The following is a 17,895-nucleotide window of genomic DNA, read 5'->3' on the forward strand; positions in this document are numbered from 1 at the left end:
GGCACCGGCCGGACACCCGTCCGGCGCACTGACGCGAGCCCGTCATCATGCCCGTCGCTCCATGGTGCCGGTCGTAGACTTGCCCGGTGATGGAGAAGCGGCGACGGACCCACGGCATGAGGTGGCCCTGGTCGTCGTCGCGTGCGAGCTCCGCGGCCGATTCGTCCCAGGCCGCGCCCGCCGGCGCCGACACCCTCACCGAAACCGACACCGACACCGACGAGCTGCTCGTCGTCCCCGTGGCGCGTCGGGAGTCGGACGACGTGACGCCCGGGGTCCGCATCGCCGCCGCGTGGTCGTGGCGCCTCCTCGTCATCATCGCGGCCTTCGCCGTCCTGGGCTTCCTCGTGGTGCAGTTGCGTCTCATCGTCATCCCGGTGCTCATCGCCGTCCTCGTGTCGGCGCTCCTCGTGCCGTTCATCGCCTTCCTGGTCCGTCGTCGGTGGCCGCGCGGGATCGCCGTCGCCGTCGCGATGATCGTCGCCGTCGGGGTCGTGTCGGGGCTGCTGTGGCTCGCCGTCCAGCAGATCTCGTCCGAGTTCGGCTCGGTCCGCGATCGCACGGTCGAGTCCTACCGCACCTTCACGGCGTTCCTCCTCGATTCGCCCCTCCACATCACACAGGAGCAGCTCAACGGCTTCTTCGCCGACGTGATGACGACGGTGCAGAACGACGGCCAGGCGGTGTGGAGCGGCGCGCTCTCGGTCGGCTCGACGCTCGGACACGTCGTGACGGGCGTACTCCTGGCACTATTCAGCCTGCTCTTCATCCTCATCGACGGGAAGGGCATCTGGTCGTGGGTCGTCCGCATCTTCCCCGCCCGTGCTCGACCCGCCTTCGACGGTGCCGGGCAGGCGGGCTGGAGCACCCTCGTGAACTACGCCCGTACGCAGATCCTCGTGGCGACGATCGACGCGGTGGGGATCGGACTCGGCGCGTTCCTCCTCGGGCTCCCGCTCGCCATCCCGATCGCGGTCCTCGTCTTCCTCGGCTCCTTCGTTCCGATCGTCGGAGCGGTGGTCACCGGCAGCGTCGCCGTCTTCATCGCCCTCGTGTACAACGGTCCGGGTATCGCGCTCGCGATGCTGCTCGTCGTCCTGGGCGTCCAGCAGCTCGAGGGGCACGTGCTCCAGCCGCTCCTGATGGGAGCGGCCGTGAAGGTCCACCCTCTCGCGGTCGTTCTCGTGGTCGCCGCCGGATCGATGCTCGCGGGGATCCCCGGCGCGCTCTTCGCCGTCCCGGTGGCCGCGGTCGTCAACGTGATGATCGGCTACATCGCGAGCGGGGCCTGGCGCACGTCGAACGACCCCTTGGTCTATCACGGCGACGTGCTCTGGCAGACGGTACCCCGTCAACCGCCTGCGCGTCGCCGCGCCCGCCGTTCCACCCCCTCCACCTCATCGCTTCCCCTCCAGGAGGACTCCCGTGACTGACCTCTCGTCATCCACCCGGCCCGATGTCGATCCCGGCCACCCCGTGTCGGATCGCTCCGCCCGGACATTCGACGCCGCGGAGCGTTCCGCGGCCGATACTGCCGGCTCGGCCATCCCGTCGCTCGCGGAGTTCGAGCGGGCCCTCGAGACCGTGTCCGTCGTCGTCCAGGACACACCGATCGAGAGTTCCCGTTTCCTCGGGGACATCCTCGGCGCCCCGGTGTACCTCAAGTGCGAGAACCTGCAGCGCACGGGTTCGTACAAGATCCGCGGTGCGTACAACCGTCTGTCGAAGCTGACCGACGAGGAGAAGGCCAGGGGAGTGGTCGCCGCCTCGGCGGGCAACCACGCTCAGGGCGTCGCCTTCGCGGCGCGTGAACTGGGCATCACCTCGACGATCTTCATGCCGGTCGGCGTCCCGCTCCCCAAGCTGCAGGCCACACGGGACTACGGCGCCCGCGTGATCCTGCGTGGACACACGGTGAGCGAACCCCTCGAGGCAGCCGCGCGCTTCGCCGAGGAGACCGGCGCGGTGCTCATCCCGCCGTTCGACCACCATGATGTCATCGTCGGGCAGGGAACCCTCGGCCTCGAGATCTACCGCGACCGTCCGGACGTCGAGACGGTCATCGTCCCGATCGGGGGCGGGGGGCTCATCTCGGGTGTCGCGGCGGCCATCAAGCAGCGGGCGGCGCTCGACGGGCGAACCGTGCGGGTGATCGGTGTGCAGGCGGCGAACGCCGCTGCCTACCCTCCGTCGCTCGAGGCGGGTCGCCCCCTCGACGTGGCCATCCAGCCGACGATCGCCGACGGCATCGCCGTCAGCCGACCGGGCGCACGGAACTTCGCGATCATCGACGAACTCGTCGACGAGGTCGTCACGGTGTCGGACGACGAGACGGCGAAGGCCCTCGTCGTTCTCCTCGAGCGCGCCAAGCTGGTCGTCGAGCCGGCCGGGGCCGTCGCGGTCGCCGCGATCCTCGAGGGGCGCGTCTCGAGTGACGGACCCACGGTCGCCATCCTGTCGGGCGGCAACATCGACCCCCTGCTCATGCAGCGCGTCGTCAGCCACGGGCTCGCCGCGTCGGCCCGGTACCTCACCATCCGCGTCCCGCTTCCCGACCGGCCGGGGCAGTTGGCGCGGATCGCGGAGCTCGTCGCGAGCGCGAACGCCAACGTCGTGGAGGTCCTGCACACCCGGCAGGGTCCCGGGATGAAGATCAACGACGTGGTGCTGGAGTTCAGTGTGGAGACGCGCGGCCCGGAGCACCGCGAACTCGTCGTCGAGACGCTGCGCGGCGCCGGCTACGAGCCCGAGATCATCGACTAGCGAACGTCTACACGAAGGGCGACGGACACCTGTCCGTCGCCCTTCGTCCGTCCTGACCGAGGTGCTACTGCCCGTTGTAGGTCTCCACGGCCTTGATGGCCACGGTGATCTCCTTGCCGTTGGGCGCCGTGTAGGAGGTGGACTCGCCCACCTTGAGGCCCTGGATGGCCTCGCCGAGCGGGCTCTGCTCGCTGTAGACGTCGAGCTCCGAGCCGCTCGCGATCTCGCGGCTGCCGAGCAGGAACACCTCTTCGCCGCCCGCGACGTCCGCCGTGATGACGGTGCCCGGGACGACGACGCCGTTCGAGGTGGGGGCCTCGCCGACCTTGGCTTCCTTGAGGATGTTCTGAAGGGTGCGGATGCGGGCCTCCTGCTTGCCCTGCTCGTCCTTGGCGGCGTGGTAGCCGCCGTTCTCCTTCAGGTCCCCCTCTTCCCTGGCCAGCTCGATCCGCTTCGTGATCTCCTCACGACCCGCGGTCGACAGGTGTTCGAGTTCCGCCACGAGGCGGTCGTAGGCATCCTGAGTGAGGAAGGATACGTTCGTCGAATCAACCATGACAAGCTCCGATGCGAAAACAGACGCCCTGACCGCGGGGCCAGGGCGTGGTGGACGATCCGCCTGCGGATCGCGTGTTCAGAGCATCTTAAGTCAGCCAGCAGCTGTAAATCAAACCGGTGTTGCTCTGCTGACTGGTCAGTACGGTCTCGGTGATGACGCGGTTGCGGTCGGTGGACGGGGGCACCTCGATGACCTTCCACCCCACGATGGCGTGGTCCTCGTTGAGGGCCTGCACGGCGCACGCCGTGGCGGTGCCGGGTGCGACATTGAGGGAGAAGGAGACCCGGACGGAGTGCTCGTCGATGATCTCGTGCGCGACGTCGCGGGTCTCGAGGGTGGCGCTCGTGCCGTCGAAAGCGACGAGGACGACCCATGCGGCGAACACGATCGCGATGATGCCGCCGAGGATCCAGAGGATGCGCTTCTCGAGCATCCTCGACCGGGTCCCGCGTCCGTAGCGCGACTCGAGGTCGGGTCGCGGCGACGTCTCGGAGGCGGGCCGAGTCTGCTCGGCGGCGGTCCGTGGCGTCTGCGTGTCGGTCATCCCGCCGTCCTCGTCTGCTGTCGCCGAGCGGTCCTCCGCAGCGATTACTCTTACTTACAGGGTACCCGTTCCGGCCACCCGACTTCCCTGTACGACCGCTGCGAGACCCCTCGAATCGACCCCGGGAGGGGCCTTCGCGGGGTCGGCGGAGGGACCGACACCTGATGATGCGGAGCCGATCATGACGTTGCGACTGCTCGCGGTGCACGCCCACCCGGACGACGAGAGTTCGAAGGGGGCGGCGACGACGGCCGCCTACCGTGCCCGGGGGATCGAGGTCCTCGTGGTCAGTCTCACGGGCGGAGAGCGCGGCGACATCCTCAACCCCCAGCTGGAGCGCATGTCGATGGCCGAGAGGGACCTGCCGGGACTGCGACGGCAGGAGATGGCGGACGCCGCCGCGGTGCTCGACGTGCAGCATCGCTGGCTCGGCTACTACGACTCGGGCATGCCGTCCGAGGACGGCTCCTTGCCGGCGAACTCCTTCGCGTCGATCCCCGTCGAGATCTCCGGGGAGGCCCTCGTGCGTGTGATCCGGGAGTTCCGTCCCCACGTCATGACGACGTACGACGAGAACGGCGGCTACCCGCATCCGGACCACATCCGCTGTCACGTGATCTCGATGTTCGCCTTCGAGAAGGCGGCATCGGCCGACGCGTATCCCAACGCGGGGGAGCCGTGGCAGATCTCGAAGGTCTACTACGACCAGATCTTCAACTACCCGCGGACGAAGGCCAACGTCGACATGCTGCTCGCCGAGGAGCCCGAGTCGCCGCTCGCCGAGGAGCTCGCCGAGATGCTGAGCTGGGTCAAGGACCGGCCCGATCGGGCCACGGCTCACATCCCCGTGGCCGATTTCTTCACGAAGCGCGACGACGCCCTGCGCGCCCACGCCTGCCAGATCGCCCCGGACTCGCGGTTCTTCTTCTGGTCGAACGATCTCCAGCGGCGCGCCTGGCCGTTCGAGGACTTCGAACTCGCGCACAGCACCGTGCCCACCCGCGATCGCGAGGACGACCTCTTCGAGGGTATCGAGGACACCGACGACTCTCTCGACACCCGCGACTCCGCTCACCGACCCCTCCACACGAACGAGGACACCGCATGACCTTCCGAACGCTCGGCGCCTACCTCGCCGAGGTCACCCCCACACCGAACCCGACGGAACTCGATACGGACCGGGTGACGCCGGGAGTCGTGGGATTCGTCGTGACGTTCGCCGTCGCGCTGCTCGTCATCCTCCTGATCGTCGACATGGTGCGTCGCGTGCGTCGGGTCAACTACCGCGCCCAGATCAACGAGGACCTCGACGCCGAAGAGCGCGAGTCGGGCGAAGGCGTAGCCGAGGATCCCCGTGAGGATTCGAGCGACAGCGAAGACGGCGCGCAGCGAGAGCAGCCGTAGCCGCGGCTCGTTCCCGGTCAGGCGTTGTACACCGGTGCGATCGCGAGAAGGAGGATCGCCGTCCAGTGGCACAGGAACGCGAGCACCGTGCAGACGTGGAAGAGCTCGTGGAAGCCGAAGTGCCCCGGCCACGGATTCGGGCGCTTGAGCGCGTACATCACGGCGCCACCCGTGTAGAGGAGCCCTCCGACGATCACGAGGGTCATCGTGACGGGGCTCGCCTGGAAGATGTCGACGATGTAGGCCATCGCCGCCCATCCGAGGGCGATGTAGAGGGCCACATAGAGCCAGCGCGGTGCTCCGATCCAGAACACGCGGAAGCCGATGCCGATGAGCGCGCCCGTCCACACCGCCACGAGCAGGATGACGCCCTTCGACGGCGGTAGCGCGAGGAGCGCGATGGGCGTGTAGCTGCCCGCGATGAGCAGGAAGATGTTCGAGTGGTCGAATCGCTTGAGCAGGATCTTCGCGCGAGGGGACCAGTCGAAGCGGTGGTAGAGCGCCGACATCCCGAAGAGCATGAGCGACGACATCGCGAAGACGGCCGAGGCCCACTTCGCGGTCGTGCCCTGCGCGAGCACGACGAGCACGATCCCTGCGACGATCGCGATGGGGAAGGTGCCGGCGTGGATCCACCCGCGCCACGTGGGGCGTGCGTCGCCGGGACCGGCCGTCTCGGCATCGAGGAGGGGGATGTTGGGGAGATCGGGGCCGTGCGCATCGTCGGAGGCGACCGCTCGGTCCGCAGCGTGGTCGTCGTCGTACTGGGGGGCCATCGGGCCAGAATAGCCGCCTCGGCTGGGTCGATCGAACCTCCGGGGCTTTGCTCACAGTGGTGGAGCGATGTGGGTTCCACCGGTTCGAGTGCACTACCGTAGCTCTGTGACTGGGTGGAACGAACCGTTGGGCCGTGGAGTGCTCTATCGGCTCTACGAGAAGAGACTGCGGCGGGGCCTACGCCCCGAGTCCCTCCCTCACCACGTCGCCATGATCATCGACGGCAACAGGCGTTGGGCCAAGCTGCTCGGCTACGACACCGCCGCTCACGGGCATCGCGCGGGCGCCGCGAAGATGCGCGAATTCCTCACCTGGTGCGACGACCTCGGCATCGGCGTCGTGACGCTGTATCTGCTCTCGAGCGACAATCTGCACAATCGCCCACCGGCAGAACTCAGCGAGCTGCTCGAGATCATCGCCGAACTCGCCGAGGACGTCTCCCACTTCCGCAACTGGCGCGTCCAGCACGTCGGCGACTCCGCCCGGCTCCCCGTCCCGCTGACCGGGGCTCTCTCTGCGGCACAGGCACGGACGTCCGATCGCACGGGCCTGCACGTCAATCTGGCCGTCGGCTACGGCGGGCGGCACGAGATCGTGGACGCGATGCGGACCATCGTCCGGAAGCACCACCTGGAGGGCGGGAGCCTCGACGAGCTCGCCGAGCTCCTCACCCCCGATCTGATCGGTGAGCACCTCTACACGGGCGGCCAGCCGGACCCCGACCTGGTCATCCGAACGTCGGGGGAGCAGCGATTGAGCGACTTCATGCTGTGGCAGAGCGCCCACAGCGAGTTCTACTTCATGGAGGCGCTCGGCCCCGACATGCGCGAGGTGGATTTCCTCCGCGCGCTCCGCGACTACGCCAGGCGGCATCGCCGCTTCGGCGGATGACGGTGAAGGAATCCATGAACGACGACACGACCGTCGAGGCCATCGAGGGTGTTGAGGGTATCGAGGGCGCGACGGCTCCCTCGATGGGCACCGCCGAGTCCGCCTTCGCAGCGGGCTTCACCGAGGACCCCGGGTATCTCGATTTCGCGAAGGTCGGTCCGCTCTCCGCAGCCGTCCTGGCCGAGGCCTCGGCCGCGCAGGAAGCGCTCGGTCGTTTCCGCCACGGTGCGTTGGACTCTCTCGCGACGGCCTCCGATCGCGTGCGTTCCGGTCTCTCCGCCGTGAGCGGCTTCCGTCCTGACCAGATCGTCCCGCAGCCGACCACGAGCCACGGGCTCGTGCACGTCATGTTCGGTCTCTCCGGCACCCTGCTGCTCTCGCCGGCCGAGTTCCCGAGCCTCCCGGTCGCCGCGCAGCGGGCCGCGGACGCTCTCGGCGCGATGACACCGCGCTGGCTCGATTCCGACGCGACGGGCGTGTCCGGTCACGTCACGCCGGACGCGGTCGAGGCGGCGCTCGACGACGACGTGACGGCGGTGGCCGTGAGCCTCGTCGACCCGCGCACGGGTTACGTCGCGGATCTCGAGGGGATCCGTCGCGTCATCGGCGACCGTCTCCTCGTCGTCGACGCCATCCAGGGCTTCGGCGTCGTCGATGCGCGCTACGACGTCGCGGACGTGATCTCCGGAGGCGGACAGAAGTGGTTGCGCTCCGGCTGGGGCACGGGTTTCCTCGCCATGGGCGATCGTGCGCTCGAGCAGCTGAGTCCCGTCCTGTCCGGATTCACCGGAACCGCTGAGAGGGAGCCGTGGGATGTGGTCCCTGAGCCCGCCGGCTCGATCGCAGCCTTCACGCTGTCGAACCCCGACCTGCTCGCGCTCGCGCGCCTCGCCGCGTCGCTCGAAGAGATCGACGCGACCGGCGTGCCCGTCATCGCGTCGGCCATCGCGGAACGTGCCGCCCAGGTGATCGACATCGCGGACGAGCTCGCGCTGCCCGTCGTGTCGCCCCGGGCCGAGCACGAACGCGCGGGGATCGTGGTGCTGGAACCCTCCGCCGGCGAGCTCGGAGCGATCGGAGCCGCCCTGCATAATCACGGCGTGACCGTGACGACGAGGCAGGGTCGGCTCCGTGTGAGCGTGCACGCCGGTACGACGTCCGAGACCCTCGGTCTGTTCCGCGACGCCCTCATCTCGGCCGCGACCGTCGGTTCCTCAGCGGCCCCGTCGTCCCGCGGTCGCCTCACCGGCACGAACTGTTAACGTCGGCGAAACCTCGAATACGCGTGTCGGCGTTCCACTGGGTCGCGCGGAGCCGTAGCCTCCGAGGTATCAGGTATCGCGCCTGATCGAGTCGGCCACGTAAGTTCGATTCGCAACCACTCCGTGGCCGCTCGTCGAGAGATTCCGAGCGATGCTCGGGGTGGGAGTGCTCGTGACCACGATCAATACCTCCACGGTGACAGCCGGCGGACGGACTCCGGAGAAGAAGGCCAGCGCGCGATCGGGGGCCGGTCGCAGACCGGACCAGGCCGAACGCACGTATGTGCTCGATACCTCGGTTCTCCTGTCCGATCCGCGCGCGCTGTTCCGATTCGCCGAGCATTCGGTGGTGATCCCCGTCGTCGTCATCGGCGAGCTCGAAGGGAAACGACACGACCCGGAGATCGGTTACTTCGCGCGGCAGGCCCTCCGCCTGCTCGACGACCTCCGCATCGAGCACGAGCGGCTCGACTTCCCCGTCCCGACAGGGCCAGACGGGGGAACGCTCCGCGTCGAGCTCAACCACTCGAACATGTCGGTGCTGCCGAGTGGTCTGCAGCTCGGCGACAACGACTCCCGCATCCTCGCGGTCGCCCTCAACCTGGCGAACGACGGTCTCGCTGTCACCGTCGTGTCGAAGGACATGCCGCTGCGGGTCAAGGCCGCGTCGATCGGCCTCGCCGCGGAGGAGTACCGCGCGGAGCAGGCCGTCGAGTCGGGCTGGACGGGTCTCGCCGACGTGCACCTCACGGCCGACCAGATGTCCGACCTCTGGGAGAGCGAGATCGCGCTCTCCAACGAGGTGGAGTCGCTGCCGCTCAATACGGGGCTCGTCATCCACTCGGAGCGCGGCTCCGCCCTCGGTCGCGTCTCGGGCAAACGTGAGTTCACGCTCGTGCGCGGAGACCGCGACGTCTTCGGGCTCCACGGGCGGTCCGCGGAGCAGCGGCTCGCGATCGACATGCTGCTCGACCCGGAGATCGGGATCGTGTCGTTGGGAGGTCGAGCAGGAACGGGGAAGTCCGCGCTCGCCCTCTGCGCCGGTCTCGAGGCCGTGCTCGAGCGGCGGCAGCACCGGAAGATCATGGTGTTCCGTCCGCTCTACGCCGTGGGCGGCCAGGAGCTCGGCTACCTGCCGGGCGACCAGGGCGAGAAGATGAACCCGTGGGGCCAGGCGGTCTTCGACACGCTCGGCTCGGTGGTCTCTCAGAACGTCCTCGACGAGGTCGTCGAGCGGGGCATCATCGAAGTCCTCCCGCTCACGCACATCCGCGGCCGCTCGCTGCACGACGCCTTCGTGATCGTCGACGAGGCGCAGTCGCTCGAGCGGAACGTGCTGCTCACGGTGCTCTCGCGCATCGGGCAGAACTCTCGCGTCGTCCTGACCCACGACGTCGCCCAGCGCGACAACCTGCGCGTGGGCCGGCACGACGGCGTCGCGTCGGTGATCGAGACGCTCAAGGGCCACCGGCTCTTCGGGCACATCACGCTCACGCGCTCGGAGCGCAGCGCCATCGCCGGGCTCGTGGCCGAACTGCTGGAGTCCACCGAGCTCGCCTAGCGGACGGCGATCGGCAACTCCCGACGTGACACACAGAACGGCCCCGTCCCGACGGGCGGGGCCGTTCTCCCATGTGGAGAACGCCCACACGGTCGGTCATCGCACGGCTACCATCGCCGGATGCCCGCCCCCGAGACCGATCGGCGACTCGCGTCCGCCCACAGCACGTCGCAGTCACACCCGTGGTCGCTCGGCTGGCGGGTGTGGCTGTGGGAACGGACCGACCTCGCCGTCGGCGCCGCCCTCGCCGTCCTCCTCGTCGTCGCGGTGGGGATCGGACCGGCGACCGTATCGGGCCTCGCGCTCGCCGTCGCGACACCGGTGTTGTGGCGCGTCGACGTCGCCGAGCGAAGGCTCCCGAACGCGCTCGTGCTTCCGATCGGGTGTCTCGCGCTCGGGGGTCTCGTCGCTCTCGGTGTCGGCGAGGGCGCGTGGCCCGTCGCTCCGATCGCGACCGTCGTGGTGGCGGCCCTCTTCTTCGGGATCCTCAGCGTCGGGGGAGGGATGGGCATGGGCGACGTCAAGCTCGCGATCGCCGTCGCGACGGTTCTCGCGCTCGTCCGCGTCGATGCGGTGATCGTCGCCGCGCTCGTCGCGTTCGGCGCGGGTGGGGTCGCGGCACTCGTGGTGCACGTCCGATCGCGTCAGCGCAGCATCCCGTTCGGCCCGTTCCTGCTGGTCGGCTTCTGGACAGCGCTCGTCCTCTCGCGCTGACCCACGCGTTATCGTCGATCGATGACCATTCCTCCTCCCACTGCTCACGTTCCAGCCTCGGTCCGCCGGCGGGCGGGCGATTCGCCCGTGGTGCCGGTGTGGGAGAACGCGGACGGCGGGTTGACCTTCCGCGTGGGAGAGAGCTCGTCGGGTGTCCATGTGAAGTGGGGCCCAGCTTCTTACCGCGATCTGTTTCGGCGCGAGGCGTCGACGCTGCGTTGGGCCGCGCCGTGGATCACCGTCCCACGTGTGCTCGAACTCGACGTGCTCGACGCGGATGGCGGCGTGATTCTCGTGACCTCGTCGATCGCGGGCCGTTCCGCCGTCGTGCCGGATTGGATCGCGCGGCCCGAGACGGCCGCTCGGGCGTGCGGAGAGGCACTCCGACAGCTCCACGACGCGCTCCCCGTGGCATCGTGCCCGTTCTCCTGGCAGGTCGACACCCGCATCGCCGAGGCGGAGTCGCGAGGCGTCGTCGTCCCGGAGGCGCTTCGCAGCGCCCCGCCGATCGATCGACTCGTCGTGTGCCACGGCGACCCCTGCGTCCCCAACACGCTGCTCGACGACGTGGGCGCGCCCGCCGGTTTCGTGGACCTCGGCGCCCTCGGCCTCGCGGACCGCTGGGCCGACCTCGCCGTGGGATCGATGAGCCTCGAGTGGAACTACGGACCGGGCTTCGACCACCTGTACTTCGAGGGCTACGGCATCGAGCCCGACCGGGAACGCGTCGGGTACTACCGCGCCCTCTGGAACGCGACGTGACGGGCGACAGGCCGCTCTCGAATCGAGGAATCATGATCGAGCCCGACCGGGAACGCGTCGGGTACTACCGCGCCTTCTGGAACGCGACGTGACGCGCGAACGATGAGGACAAGGAAGGGGCGGGCCCGCACGGGCCCGCCCTTCTCCGTCCGTTCTACTCTCAGCCCGGGTGGGTCATCGACAGCAGGTCGAGGGCCGCGTCGAGCTGCTCCTCGGTGACCTCGCCGCGCTCCACGTAGCCGAGGTCGACGACGGCCTCGCGTACCGTGATGCCTTTGGCTACCGAGTGCTTCGCGATCTTCGCGGCCTGCTCGTAGCCGATCACCTTGTTGAGGGGGGTGACGATCGACGGTGACATCCCGGCCAGGGCGGCTGCGCGGTCGAGGTTCGCCTCGAGACCGTCGATGGTCTTGTCGGCCAGTACCCGGGTGGCGTTGCTGAGGAGCCGGATCGACTCGAGCAGCGCCGTCCCCATGAGCGGGATCTGCACGTTGAGCTCGAACGAGCCGGAGGCCCCGCCCCACGCGATCGCCGCGTCGTTTCCGACGACGCGCGAGCACACCTGGAGGACCGCCTCGGGGATCACGGGATTGACCTTGCCTGGCATGATCGAGGATCCCGGCTGGAGGTCGGGGATGTGGAGCTCGCCGAGCCCGGTGTTGGGCCCCGACCCCATCCAGCGGAGGTCGTTGCAGATCTTCGTGAGGCTCACGGCGATGGTCCGGAGGGCCCCGGAGGCCTCGACGAGACCGTCGCGATTGGCTTGCGCCTCGAAGTGGTCGGCCGCTTCGGTGATCGGGAGCTCGGTGTCCTCCACGAGGAGGGCGATGACGCGCTGGGGGAAGCCGGCGGGCGTGTTGATGCCCGTTCCCACGGCGGTGCCTCCGAGGGGCACCTCGGCGACGCGGGGGAGGGCCGTCCGCACGCGCTCGATGCCGAGCCGCACCTGGCGGGCGTACCCGCCGAACTCCTGGCCGAGCGTGACGGGCGTCGCGTCCATGAGGTGGGTGCGGCCGGGCTTGACGGCTTCCTTCCACGCCTCGGCCTTGGCCTCGAGGGCGACGGCGAGGTGGTCGAGCGACGGGATGAGGTCGTCGATGAGGGCGCTCGTGACGGCGATGTGGACGGACGTCGGGAACACGTCGTTCGACGACTGTGAGCAGTTCACATGGTCATTGGGGTGCACCGGTGCGCCGAGGTGACGCGACGCGAGGGTCGCGAGGACCTCGTTCATGTTCATGTTCGACGACGTGCCGGACCCCGTCTGGTAGACGTCGATCGGGAATTCGGCGTCGTGCCGGCCCGTGATGACCTCGTCGGCTGCGACGCCGATCGCGTCGGCGATGTCCTGGGGGAGGACGCCCAGGTCGGCGTTGGCGCGAGCCGCGGCCTTCTTGATGCGGGCGAGAGCCGCGATCTGGTTCGACTCGAGGGGAGTCCCCGAGATCGGGAAGTTCTCGACGGCGCGCTGCGTCTGGGCGGCGTAGAGCGCCGCGGCCGGCACCCTCACCTCGCCCATCGTGTCGTGCTCGATGCGGACGTCTCCGGCTGAGGACGAGGGGGACGAAAGGGACACGCTGACTCCTTGTGACATCGGTGACGCTTCAGTGCGTCGGTGGATCGTGCGTCGGTGGACGGTACGTCGGGCGCGACGGGCGCGGTCCGGCTACGCCTCGGGTGGATCGACCTTCCCGACGACGACGTCGGGAATGACCGTGCCCTCGGTGAGTTTGTAGTTGGCTCCGACGATCGCGAGCGTTCCCGCGGCGATCGCCTCTGCAATCATGACAGACCGTTCGAGGAGCCCAGAGACGGTGTCCCGCAAGTGCTCCTTGCCCACGAGGGCGGCGTCGACGCCGTCCGGATCGACGGGATCGTCGCCCGCCACGCGTGTGACGGCCGGCACGATCTGCTGGATGATGCCGTCGATGTGAGGAGGCAGGGGAGTGGCGTCGGCCGCGCGCGAATCGATCGCGGCGCGGACCGCCCCGCACTCGTCGTGTCCGAGCACGACGATGAGGGGGACCCCGAGCACACCCACGGCGTACTCGAGTGAACCGACGACGGAGTCCGAGATGACCTGGCCGGCGTTGCGCACCACGAAGAGGTCGCCGAGACCCTTGTCGAAGATGATCTCGGCGGCGAGTCGTGAATCGGCGCACCCGAAGAGGGCGGCATCCGGGAGCTGGTGGTGGGCGAGCTCGTTCCGTCGCTCGACGTCCTGTCGGGGGTGGCGCGGTTCGCCGGCGACGAATCGCGCGTTGCCCCGCTTCATCTCCTGCCAGGCCTTGCCGGGTCGTTTCGTGGGCATCATTCGCCTCCGTCTTCCGTTGTCGTGCCGTCGGGAGCCGTGTCGTCCGCCGGGGCGGCGGCCGCGTTGTCGGCGACCTGCGGTGCGATGGCCTCCGCGACGAGGGTGATGTCCTCCATCGTGGCCGTGCCGAACACGGCGACGGTGCTCGAACCGGCCTCGGTGGCGAGCGCGTAGTGCACGTTCCCCACGCCGTCGGTGTCCTCGCGGTTGTCGTAGACGGTCCACTCGAGACCGCCGATCGTGACGACGGAGGAGGCGGCGGAGCGGTTGAGCTGGACGGCGAGCCACGTGGGGTCGGCGTCGAAGCCCTGCGTCACTCCGACGAACTCGCTGTTCGCGGCGTCGTCGCTCGGAGTGACGAAGCCGAGGTTCCAGGAGGTGACCCCGCCGGTGCCCGTCGAGCGGATCTCCGCGTAGTTGCTCGTCCACCCCGCGGGCAGCTCCGGGTCCACGAGGGTCTCCTCGCGCGTCTGCTGCGCCTCCTGTGTGACGGCCCGCCAGTCGACCGCGCGGTCGAGAGGCTGGTCCGACCGCGGCACGACGAGAACGATGAGGACGACGACACCGACCGTCGCGAGCAGGGAGTAGACGAGGTTGTTGATGGTCTTGCGCGCGCGGTAGTTGCGGGAGTTCTCGGCCTTGCGAGCAGCCGTCTCCTCCGGGGTCTCGGGGCGACCGAGTTCCGCGACGACCCGACCGCGTGGTGGGCGGCGAGCGCCCCGCGGGTCCTGGCTCATGCGCCGTCCGACGATGGGGCCGGGGACGTCGCGGCAGAGGAGCGAGCGGCTTCGAGTCGCTTCTTGGCCCCGATCAGCCACTCCTCGCAGCGTCGCGCGAGCGCCTCTCCGCGTTCCCACAGGGCGAGCGACTGCTCGAGCGTCGGCGCGCCCTGTTCGAGTTCGGAGACCACCCGCACGAGCTCGTCGCGAGCGTCCTCGTAGCTCAGAGAGGAGACGTCGTCCCCCCGGGAGGAGGCGTCAGAGGGCGTGGTCATGGTGTCCATTCTATCGAGGGCTGGTCTGGTGTTCGCCGGGGTACCGGCGTCATCGTTCGCTGCGCTCGGGCCCGGTGGAGACGGCGCCGAGCGCTCCGTCTGACGTCGTGAGGCGGAGCACCTCTCCGTCGGCCGCGTCGGCCGCCGTGCGCACGATCGCCCCGTCCTCCGTCTGCGTGATCGTGTACCCACGCGCGAGGGTGCGCTGAGGAGAGAGGGCGCGCAACCGCGAGGTCGACTCGGCGACCAGCCGCTCCTGGCGTTCGATCGCGCGCTCCGCGAGGTCGACCCCCCGGGACACGTAGCGGGTGAGGTCTTGCGCGCGCTGGTCGATGATCCAGGAGGGCTCTGCGAGCGCCGGTCGCGAGCGCAGGCCCTCGAGTCGGTGGGTCTCCGTGGAGAGGATGGAGCTCAGTCGCACGGTGATGCGGCTGCGGAGCTGGGAGACGAGCGCCGACTGCTCGGTGACGTCCGGGACGACCCGTTTGGCGGCGTCGGTGGGGGTCGATGCGCGGAGGTCGGCGACCTCGTCGAGGAGGGGCCGGTCCGCTTCGTGGCCGATCGCCGAGACGAGGGGGGTCGTCGCGGCCGCGGCCGCGCGGACGACCTTCTCGTCGCTGAAGGCGAGGAGGTTCTGGAAGTCGCCGCCGCCGCGGGCGACGATGATGACGTCGACCTCGGGATCCGCGTCGAGGCGCTCGATGGCGGCGACGACCTCGCCGACGGCCCGGTCTCCCTGGACCGCGGCGTGGGCGACGCGGAACTCGACCTGCGGCCAGCGCAACTGGGCGTTCCGGAGAACGTCCTTCTCCGCGTCCGAGTCCTTCCCGGTGACGAGCCCGATGCAGTGGGGGAGGAAGGGCACCGTCTTCTTGCGTGAGGCGTCGAAGAGGCCCTCGGAGGCGAGCTGGGCGCGCAGGCGCTCGAGGCGTTCGAGGAGGTCACCGAGCCCGACGTGCTTCATCGCGAGCACCTGCATCGTGAGGCTGCCGCCCTTGATCCAGTAGTTCGCCTTCATGAGCACGAGGACGTGGTCGCCTTGCTTCAGGTCGGCGGGGATCTTAGCGCGCACCGACGACCAGACCGTGAATCCGACGGTCGCGTCGGCGTCGAGGTCCTTGAGCTTGCCGTAGACGTTGCCGCCCGAGACGCCCCACTGCGTGATCTGCCCCTCCACCCAGATGGTGCCGAGACGGTCGATGTAGTCGCGCAGCTTGGCGCCGAGGAGCGCGACGGGCCACGGCGACTCAGCCGTCGCCGGCCCGCGCTCCGTCGTGCCGTCCCCTCCGGGGAACCGTGGCGTGCGCGATTCGCTCATCCGTCTCCACTGCCTCTCTCGCACCCCGCCCAGGTAGGACTGGGGGCGCGCCACCGCTGAAACCCTGGGCGCACCACCGCTACACAGGGTGCACCACCGTAGAATCGGATCGTGACCGTCACTTCCATCGGACTGCCCACCCCACGCGTGCCGAGCCCGCGCGGCCGGCTCAAGGATACCGCGACGGTGGGTGCCGGCCGGGTCCTCCTCGCCGCCCCCCGTGGATACTGCGCGGGTGTGGATCGCGCCGTCATCGCCGTCGAGAAGGCCATCGAACGCTACGGTTCTCCCGTCTACGTGCGCAAGCAGATCGTGCACAATGTGCACGTCGTGACGTCCCTCGAGGCCAAGGGTGCGATCTTCGTAGAGGAGGTCGACGAGGTGCCCGAGGGCGCTCACGTCGTCTTCAGCGCCCATGGAGTGTCGCCCGCCGTGGTGTCGGCTGCCGCCGACCGCGGACTGCAGGCGATCGACGCGACCTGCCCTCTCGTGACGAAGGTCCACCGCGAGGCCGTGCGATTCGCTCGCGACGACTACCAGATCCTGCTCATCGGGCACGAGGGACACGAAGAGGTCGAGGGCACGGCGGGCGAGGCGCCCGATCACGTGACCCTCGTGACCTCCCCGGAGGCCGCCGACACCGTCGAGGTCGCCGACCCCGAGCGGGTCGTGTGGCTCTCGCAGACCACGCTGAGCGTGGACGAGACGATGGAGACGGTACGCCGGTTGCGGGAACGCTTCCCGGCCCTCGCGGACCCGCCCTCCGACGACATCTGCTACGCCACCCAGAACCGCCAGGTCGCCATCAAGAAGATCGCCGACCGCTCGGATCTCGTCATCGTCGTGGGGTCGGCGAACTCCTCGAACTCCGTGCGCCTCGTCGAAGTAGCCCTCGAATACGGGGCGAGGGCCGCCTATCGCGTCGATTTCGCGAGCGAGGTGCTGCCCGAGTGGTTCGAGGGCGTCGAGACCGTCGGCGTCACGAGCGGGGCGTCCGTGCCCGAGGTGCTCGTCCGCGACCTCCTCGCGGACCTGGCCGAGGCCGGGTTCGCGGACGTCGAAGAGGTCACCACGGCCGAGGAGGACCTCGTCTTCTCGCTGCCGAAGGAACTCCGGACGGATCGCTCCGGCCAGCAGGACGCGCGGGCCATGGGAGGGCGCCGCTCCTCGTGATCCGCCTCCGCGCCACCGGCCCCCTAGCCACCGACCCCCTCCCCACCGACCACAGTGAGGCACGCGATGCTCACTCCCAGGCCGGAAGGCACCTCTCATGACCGACCACAGCAACACGACTCCTCCCGCACCGTCCGCCCCGACGACGCCGACGGCCCGTCCGCGACCGCAGTTCGGCGAGCTCGCGACGCCGGAGGAACAGCGGGCGGCGATCGCCGTGCCGCTCGATGTGGCCGCCTCGGAGTCCGTCCCCGTCGTCGAGGCCGATGCGACGGCACGCGAGAAGGCCGACGGGAAGGCGGCTGCGAAGGCGGCGGCCAAGGCGGATCGTGACGCCGAGCCGACCCTCGCCGATCAGAAGGAGTCGTCGACGGGCACCGCGGTTCGCGCGCCGTCGGATCGGTTCGCCAGCTGGGCGTTGCTCGGCCTGGGGCTCTTCAACATCCTCACGACGTCCTCGGCGCTCATCGATCTCCCGGCCGCGATCACCCAGTTCTTCGCCGCCGACGACCTCGATCCCTACGGCCCGGTGGGGACTGCGCGTGTCCTCGGTATCGCCGCGCTCGTCGTGAGCGTCGGGCTCTGGATCCTCACGCTCGTCCTCGTCCAGCGTCGCGTCAACGCGGGACGCATCAGCTGGTGGATCCCCCTCGTGACGGGACTGATCTCGATCATCGTCGTGCTCGTCTGCGTGGGTGGAGCGATGATGATCGATCCTGCCGTCTTCCAGTACATCCAGCAGATGTCCGGGGCGGCGTCCTGAGAGATCGCCACCCACTGAACGACGAAAGCCCCGGCCGAGGCCGGGGCTTTCGTGTGTCTCGGAGTCGCTGTGTCTCAGAGTCGTGTGTCTCGGAGT

General features: G+C 69.3%; 19 protein-coding genes. 11 read left to right on the top strand and 8 right to left on the bottom strand.

Going from position 1 to position 17,895, the window contains the following annotated elements:
* Window positions 1–89 precede the first annotated feature (89 nt).
* Window positions 90–1,433, top strand: a complete 1,344-nt coding sequence (locus tag ELQ94_RS12855; RefSeq protein ID WP_243697026.1) for an AI-2E family transporter — start codon at window positions 90–92, stop codon at window positions 1,431–1,433.
* A 112-nt stretch (window positions 1,434–1,545) separates the two neighbouring features.
* Window positions 1,546–2,763 (top strand): threonine ammonia-lyase, encoded by a 1,218-nt coding sequence (gene ilvA, locus ELQ94_RS12860; RefSeq protein ID WP_243697027.1) that lies wholly within the window; start codon window positions 1,546–1,548, stop codon window positions 2,761–2,763.
* Between the two features lie 64 nt (window positions 2,764–2,827).
* On the opposite strand, the gene greA is transcribed toward ilvA, so the two are convergent.
* A complete protein-coding gene (gene greA / locus ELQ94_RS12865; protein WP_127050753.1) occupies window positions 2,828–3,319 on the bottom strand; it encodes a transcription elongation factor GreA in 492 nt (163 codons plus the stop codon).
* A gap of 88 nt (window positions 3,320–3,407) precedes the next feature.
* Window positions 3,408–3,866, bottom strand: coding sequence for a DUF4307 domain-containing protein (locus ELQ94_RS12870; protein ID WP_127050754.1), 459 nt, complete (start codon window positions 3,864–3,866; stop codon window positions 3,408–3,410).
* A gap of 181 nt (window positions 3,867–4,047) precedes the next feature.
* On the opposite strand from ELQ94_RS12870, the gene mca reads away from it, so the two are divergent.
* Together mca and ELQ94_RS12880 are read left to right on the top strand one after the other, a co-directional pair.
* Window positions 4,048–4,974 carry a mycothiol conjugate amidase Mca gene (mca, locus tag ELQ94_RS12875; protein WP_127050755.1) on the top strand — a complete coding sequence of 309 codons (927 nt, stop codon included), beginning with the start codon at window positions 4,048–4,050 and terminating at the stop codon, window positions 4,972–4,974.
* Window positions 4,971–5,270 (top strand): hypothetical protein, encoded by a 300-nt coding sequence (locus ELQ94_RS12880; RefSeq protein ID WP_127050756.1) that lies wholly within the window; start codon window positions 4,971–4,973, stop codon window positions 5,268–5,270. Before mca ends, ELQ94_RS12880 begins: the two co-directional genes overlap by 4 nt.
* 17 nt (window positions 5,271–5,287) lie before the next feature.
* Here ELQ94_RS12880 and trhA read toward each other — a convergent pair whose 3' ends face one another.
* The gene (gene trhA, locus ELQ94_RS12885) at window positions 5,288–6,046 is read right to left on the bottom strand and encodes a PAQR family membrane homeostasis protein TrhA (RefSeq protein WP_127050757.1); all 759 of its coding nucleotides are present in this window, start codon (window positions 6,044–6,046) and stop codon (window positions 5,288–5,290) included.
* Between the two features lie 67 nt (window positions 6,047–6,113).
* On the opposite strand from trhA, the gene ELQ94_RS12890 reads away from it, so the two are divergent.
* The 5 genes from ELQ94_RS12890 to ELQ94_RS12910 all read left to right on the top strand — a co-directional run bounded on the left by ELQ94_RS12890 (window position 6,114) and on the right by ELQ94_RS12910 (window position 11,237).
* Entirely contained in the window at window positions 6,114–6,938 is an 825-nt protein-coding gene (locus tag ELQ94_RS12890; protein WP_127050758.1) for an isoprenyl transferase, read from the top strand.
* Window positions 6,939–6,952: 14 nt separating this feature from the next.
* A complete protein-coding gene (locus ELQ94_RS12895; RefSeq protein ID WP_243697009.1) occupies window positions 6,953–8,200 on the top strand; it encodes an aminotransferase class V-fold PLP-dependent enzyme in 1,248 nt (415 codons plus the stop codon).
* A 196-nt stretch (window positions 8,201–8,396) separates the two neighbouring features.
* A complete protein-coding gene (locus tag ELQ94_RS12900; protein ID WP_424977340.1) occupies window positions 8,397–9,761 on the top strand; it encodes an RNA 5'-3' helicase PhoH2 in 1,365 nt (454 codons plus the stop codon).
* 120 nt (window positions 9,762–9,881) lie between these two features.
* A complete protein-coding gene (locus ELQ94_RS12905) occupies window positions 9,882–10,475 on the top strand; it encodes a prepilin peptidase (protein WP_127050760.1) in 594 nt (197 codons plus the stop codon).
* 21 nt (window positions 10,476–10,496) lie between these two features.
* Window positions 10,497–11,237, top strand: a complete 741-nt coding sequence (locus ELQ94_RS12910; RefSeq protein WP_127050761.1) for an aminoglycoside 3'-phosphotransferase — start codon at window positions 10,497–10,499, stop codon at window positions 11,235–11,237.
* A 160-nt stretch (window positions 11,238–11,397) separates the two neighbouring features.
* Here ELQ94_RS12910 and ELQ94_RS12915 read toward each other — a convergent pair whose 3' ends face one another.
* The 5 genes from ELQ94_RS12915 to xseA all read right to left on the bottom strand — a co-directional run bounded on the left by ELQ94_RS12915 (window position 11,398) and on the right by xseA (window position 15,863).
* On the bottom strand, window positions 11,398–12,813 hold the full coding sequence (locus ELQ94_RS12915) for a class II fumarate hydratase (protein WP_279432492.1): 1,416 nt from the start codon (window positions 12,811–12,813) through the stop codon (window positions 11,398–11,400).
* Window positions 12,814–12,903: 90 nt separating this feature from the next.
* Window positions 12,904–13,551, bottom strand: coding sequence for a carbonic anhydrase (locus tag ELQ94_RS12920; RefSeq protein ID WP_279432493.1), 648 nt, complete (start codon window positions 13,549–13,551; stop codon window positions 12,904–12,906).
* Complete coding sequence (locus ELQ94_RS12925; RefSeq protein ID WP_127050764.1) at window positions 13,548–14,288, bottom strand: DUF4245 family protein; 741 nt, start codon at window positions 14,286–14,288, stop codon at window positions 13,548–13,550. The genes ELQ94_RS12920 and ELQ94_RS12925 overlap by 4 nt, the downstream gene beginning before the upstream one ends.
* Window positions 14,285–14,554: an exodeoxyribonuclease VII small subunit gene (locus tag ELQ94_RS12930; RefSeq protein WP_127050765.1), complete on the bottom strand. Its 270-nt coding sequence runs from the start codon at window positions 14,552–14,554 to the stop codon at window positions 14,285–14,287. Before ELQ94_RS12930 ends, ELQ94_RS12925 begins: the two co-directional genes overlap by 4 nt.
* Before the next feature lie 40 nt (window positions 14,555–14,594).
* Window positions 14,595–15,863, bottom strand: a complete 1,269-nt coding sequence (xseA, locus tag ELQ94_RS12935) for an exodeoxyribonuclease VII large subunit (RefSeq protein WP_127050766.1) — start codon at window positions 15,861–15,863, stop codon at window positions 14,595–14,597.
* A gap of 132 nt (window positions 15,864–15,995) precedes the next feature.
* On the opposite strand from xseA, the gene ELQ94_RS12940 reads away from it, so the two are divergent.
* Together ELQ94_RS12940 and ELQ94_RS12945 are read left to right on the top strand one after the other, a co-directional pair.
* Complete coding sequence (locus ELQ94_RS12940; protein WP_127050858.1) at window positions 15,996–17,036, top strand: 4-hydroxy-3-methylbut-2-enyl diphosphate reductase; 1,041 nt, start codon at window positions 15,996–15,998, stop codon at window positions 17,034–17,036.
* A 97-nt stretch (window positions 17,037–17,133) separates the two neighbouring features.
* Window positions 17,134–17,799: a DUF6264 family protein gene (locus tag ELQ94_RS12945; protein ID WP_127050767.1), complete on the top strand. Its 666-nt coding sequence runs from the start codon at window positions 17,134–17,136 to the stop codon at window positions 17,797–17,799.
* Window positions 17,800–17,895: the final 96 nt, after the last annotated feature.

Source organism: Labedella endophytica, from assembly GCF_003990045.1.
GTDB lineage: Bacteria > Actinomycetota > Actinomycetes > Actinomycetales > Microbacteriaceae > Labedella > Labedella endophytica.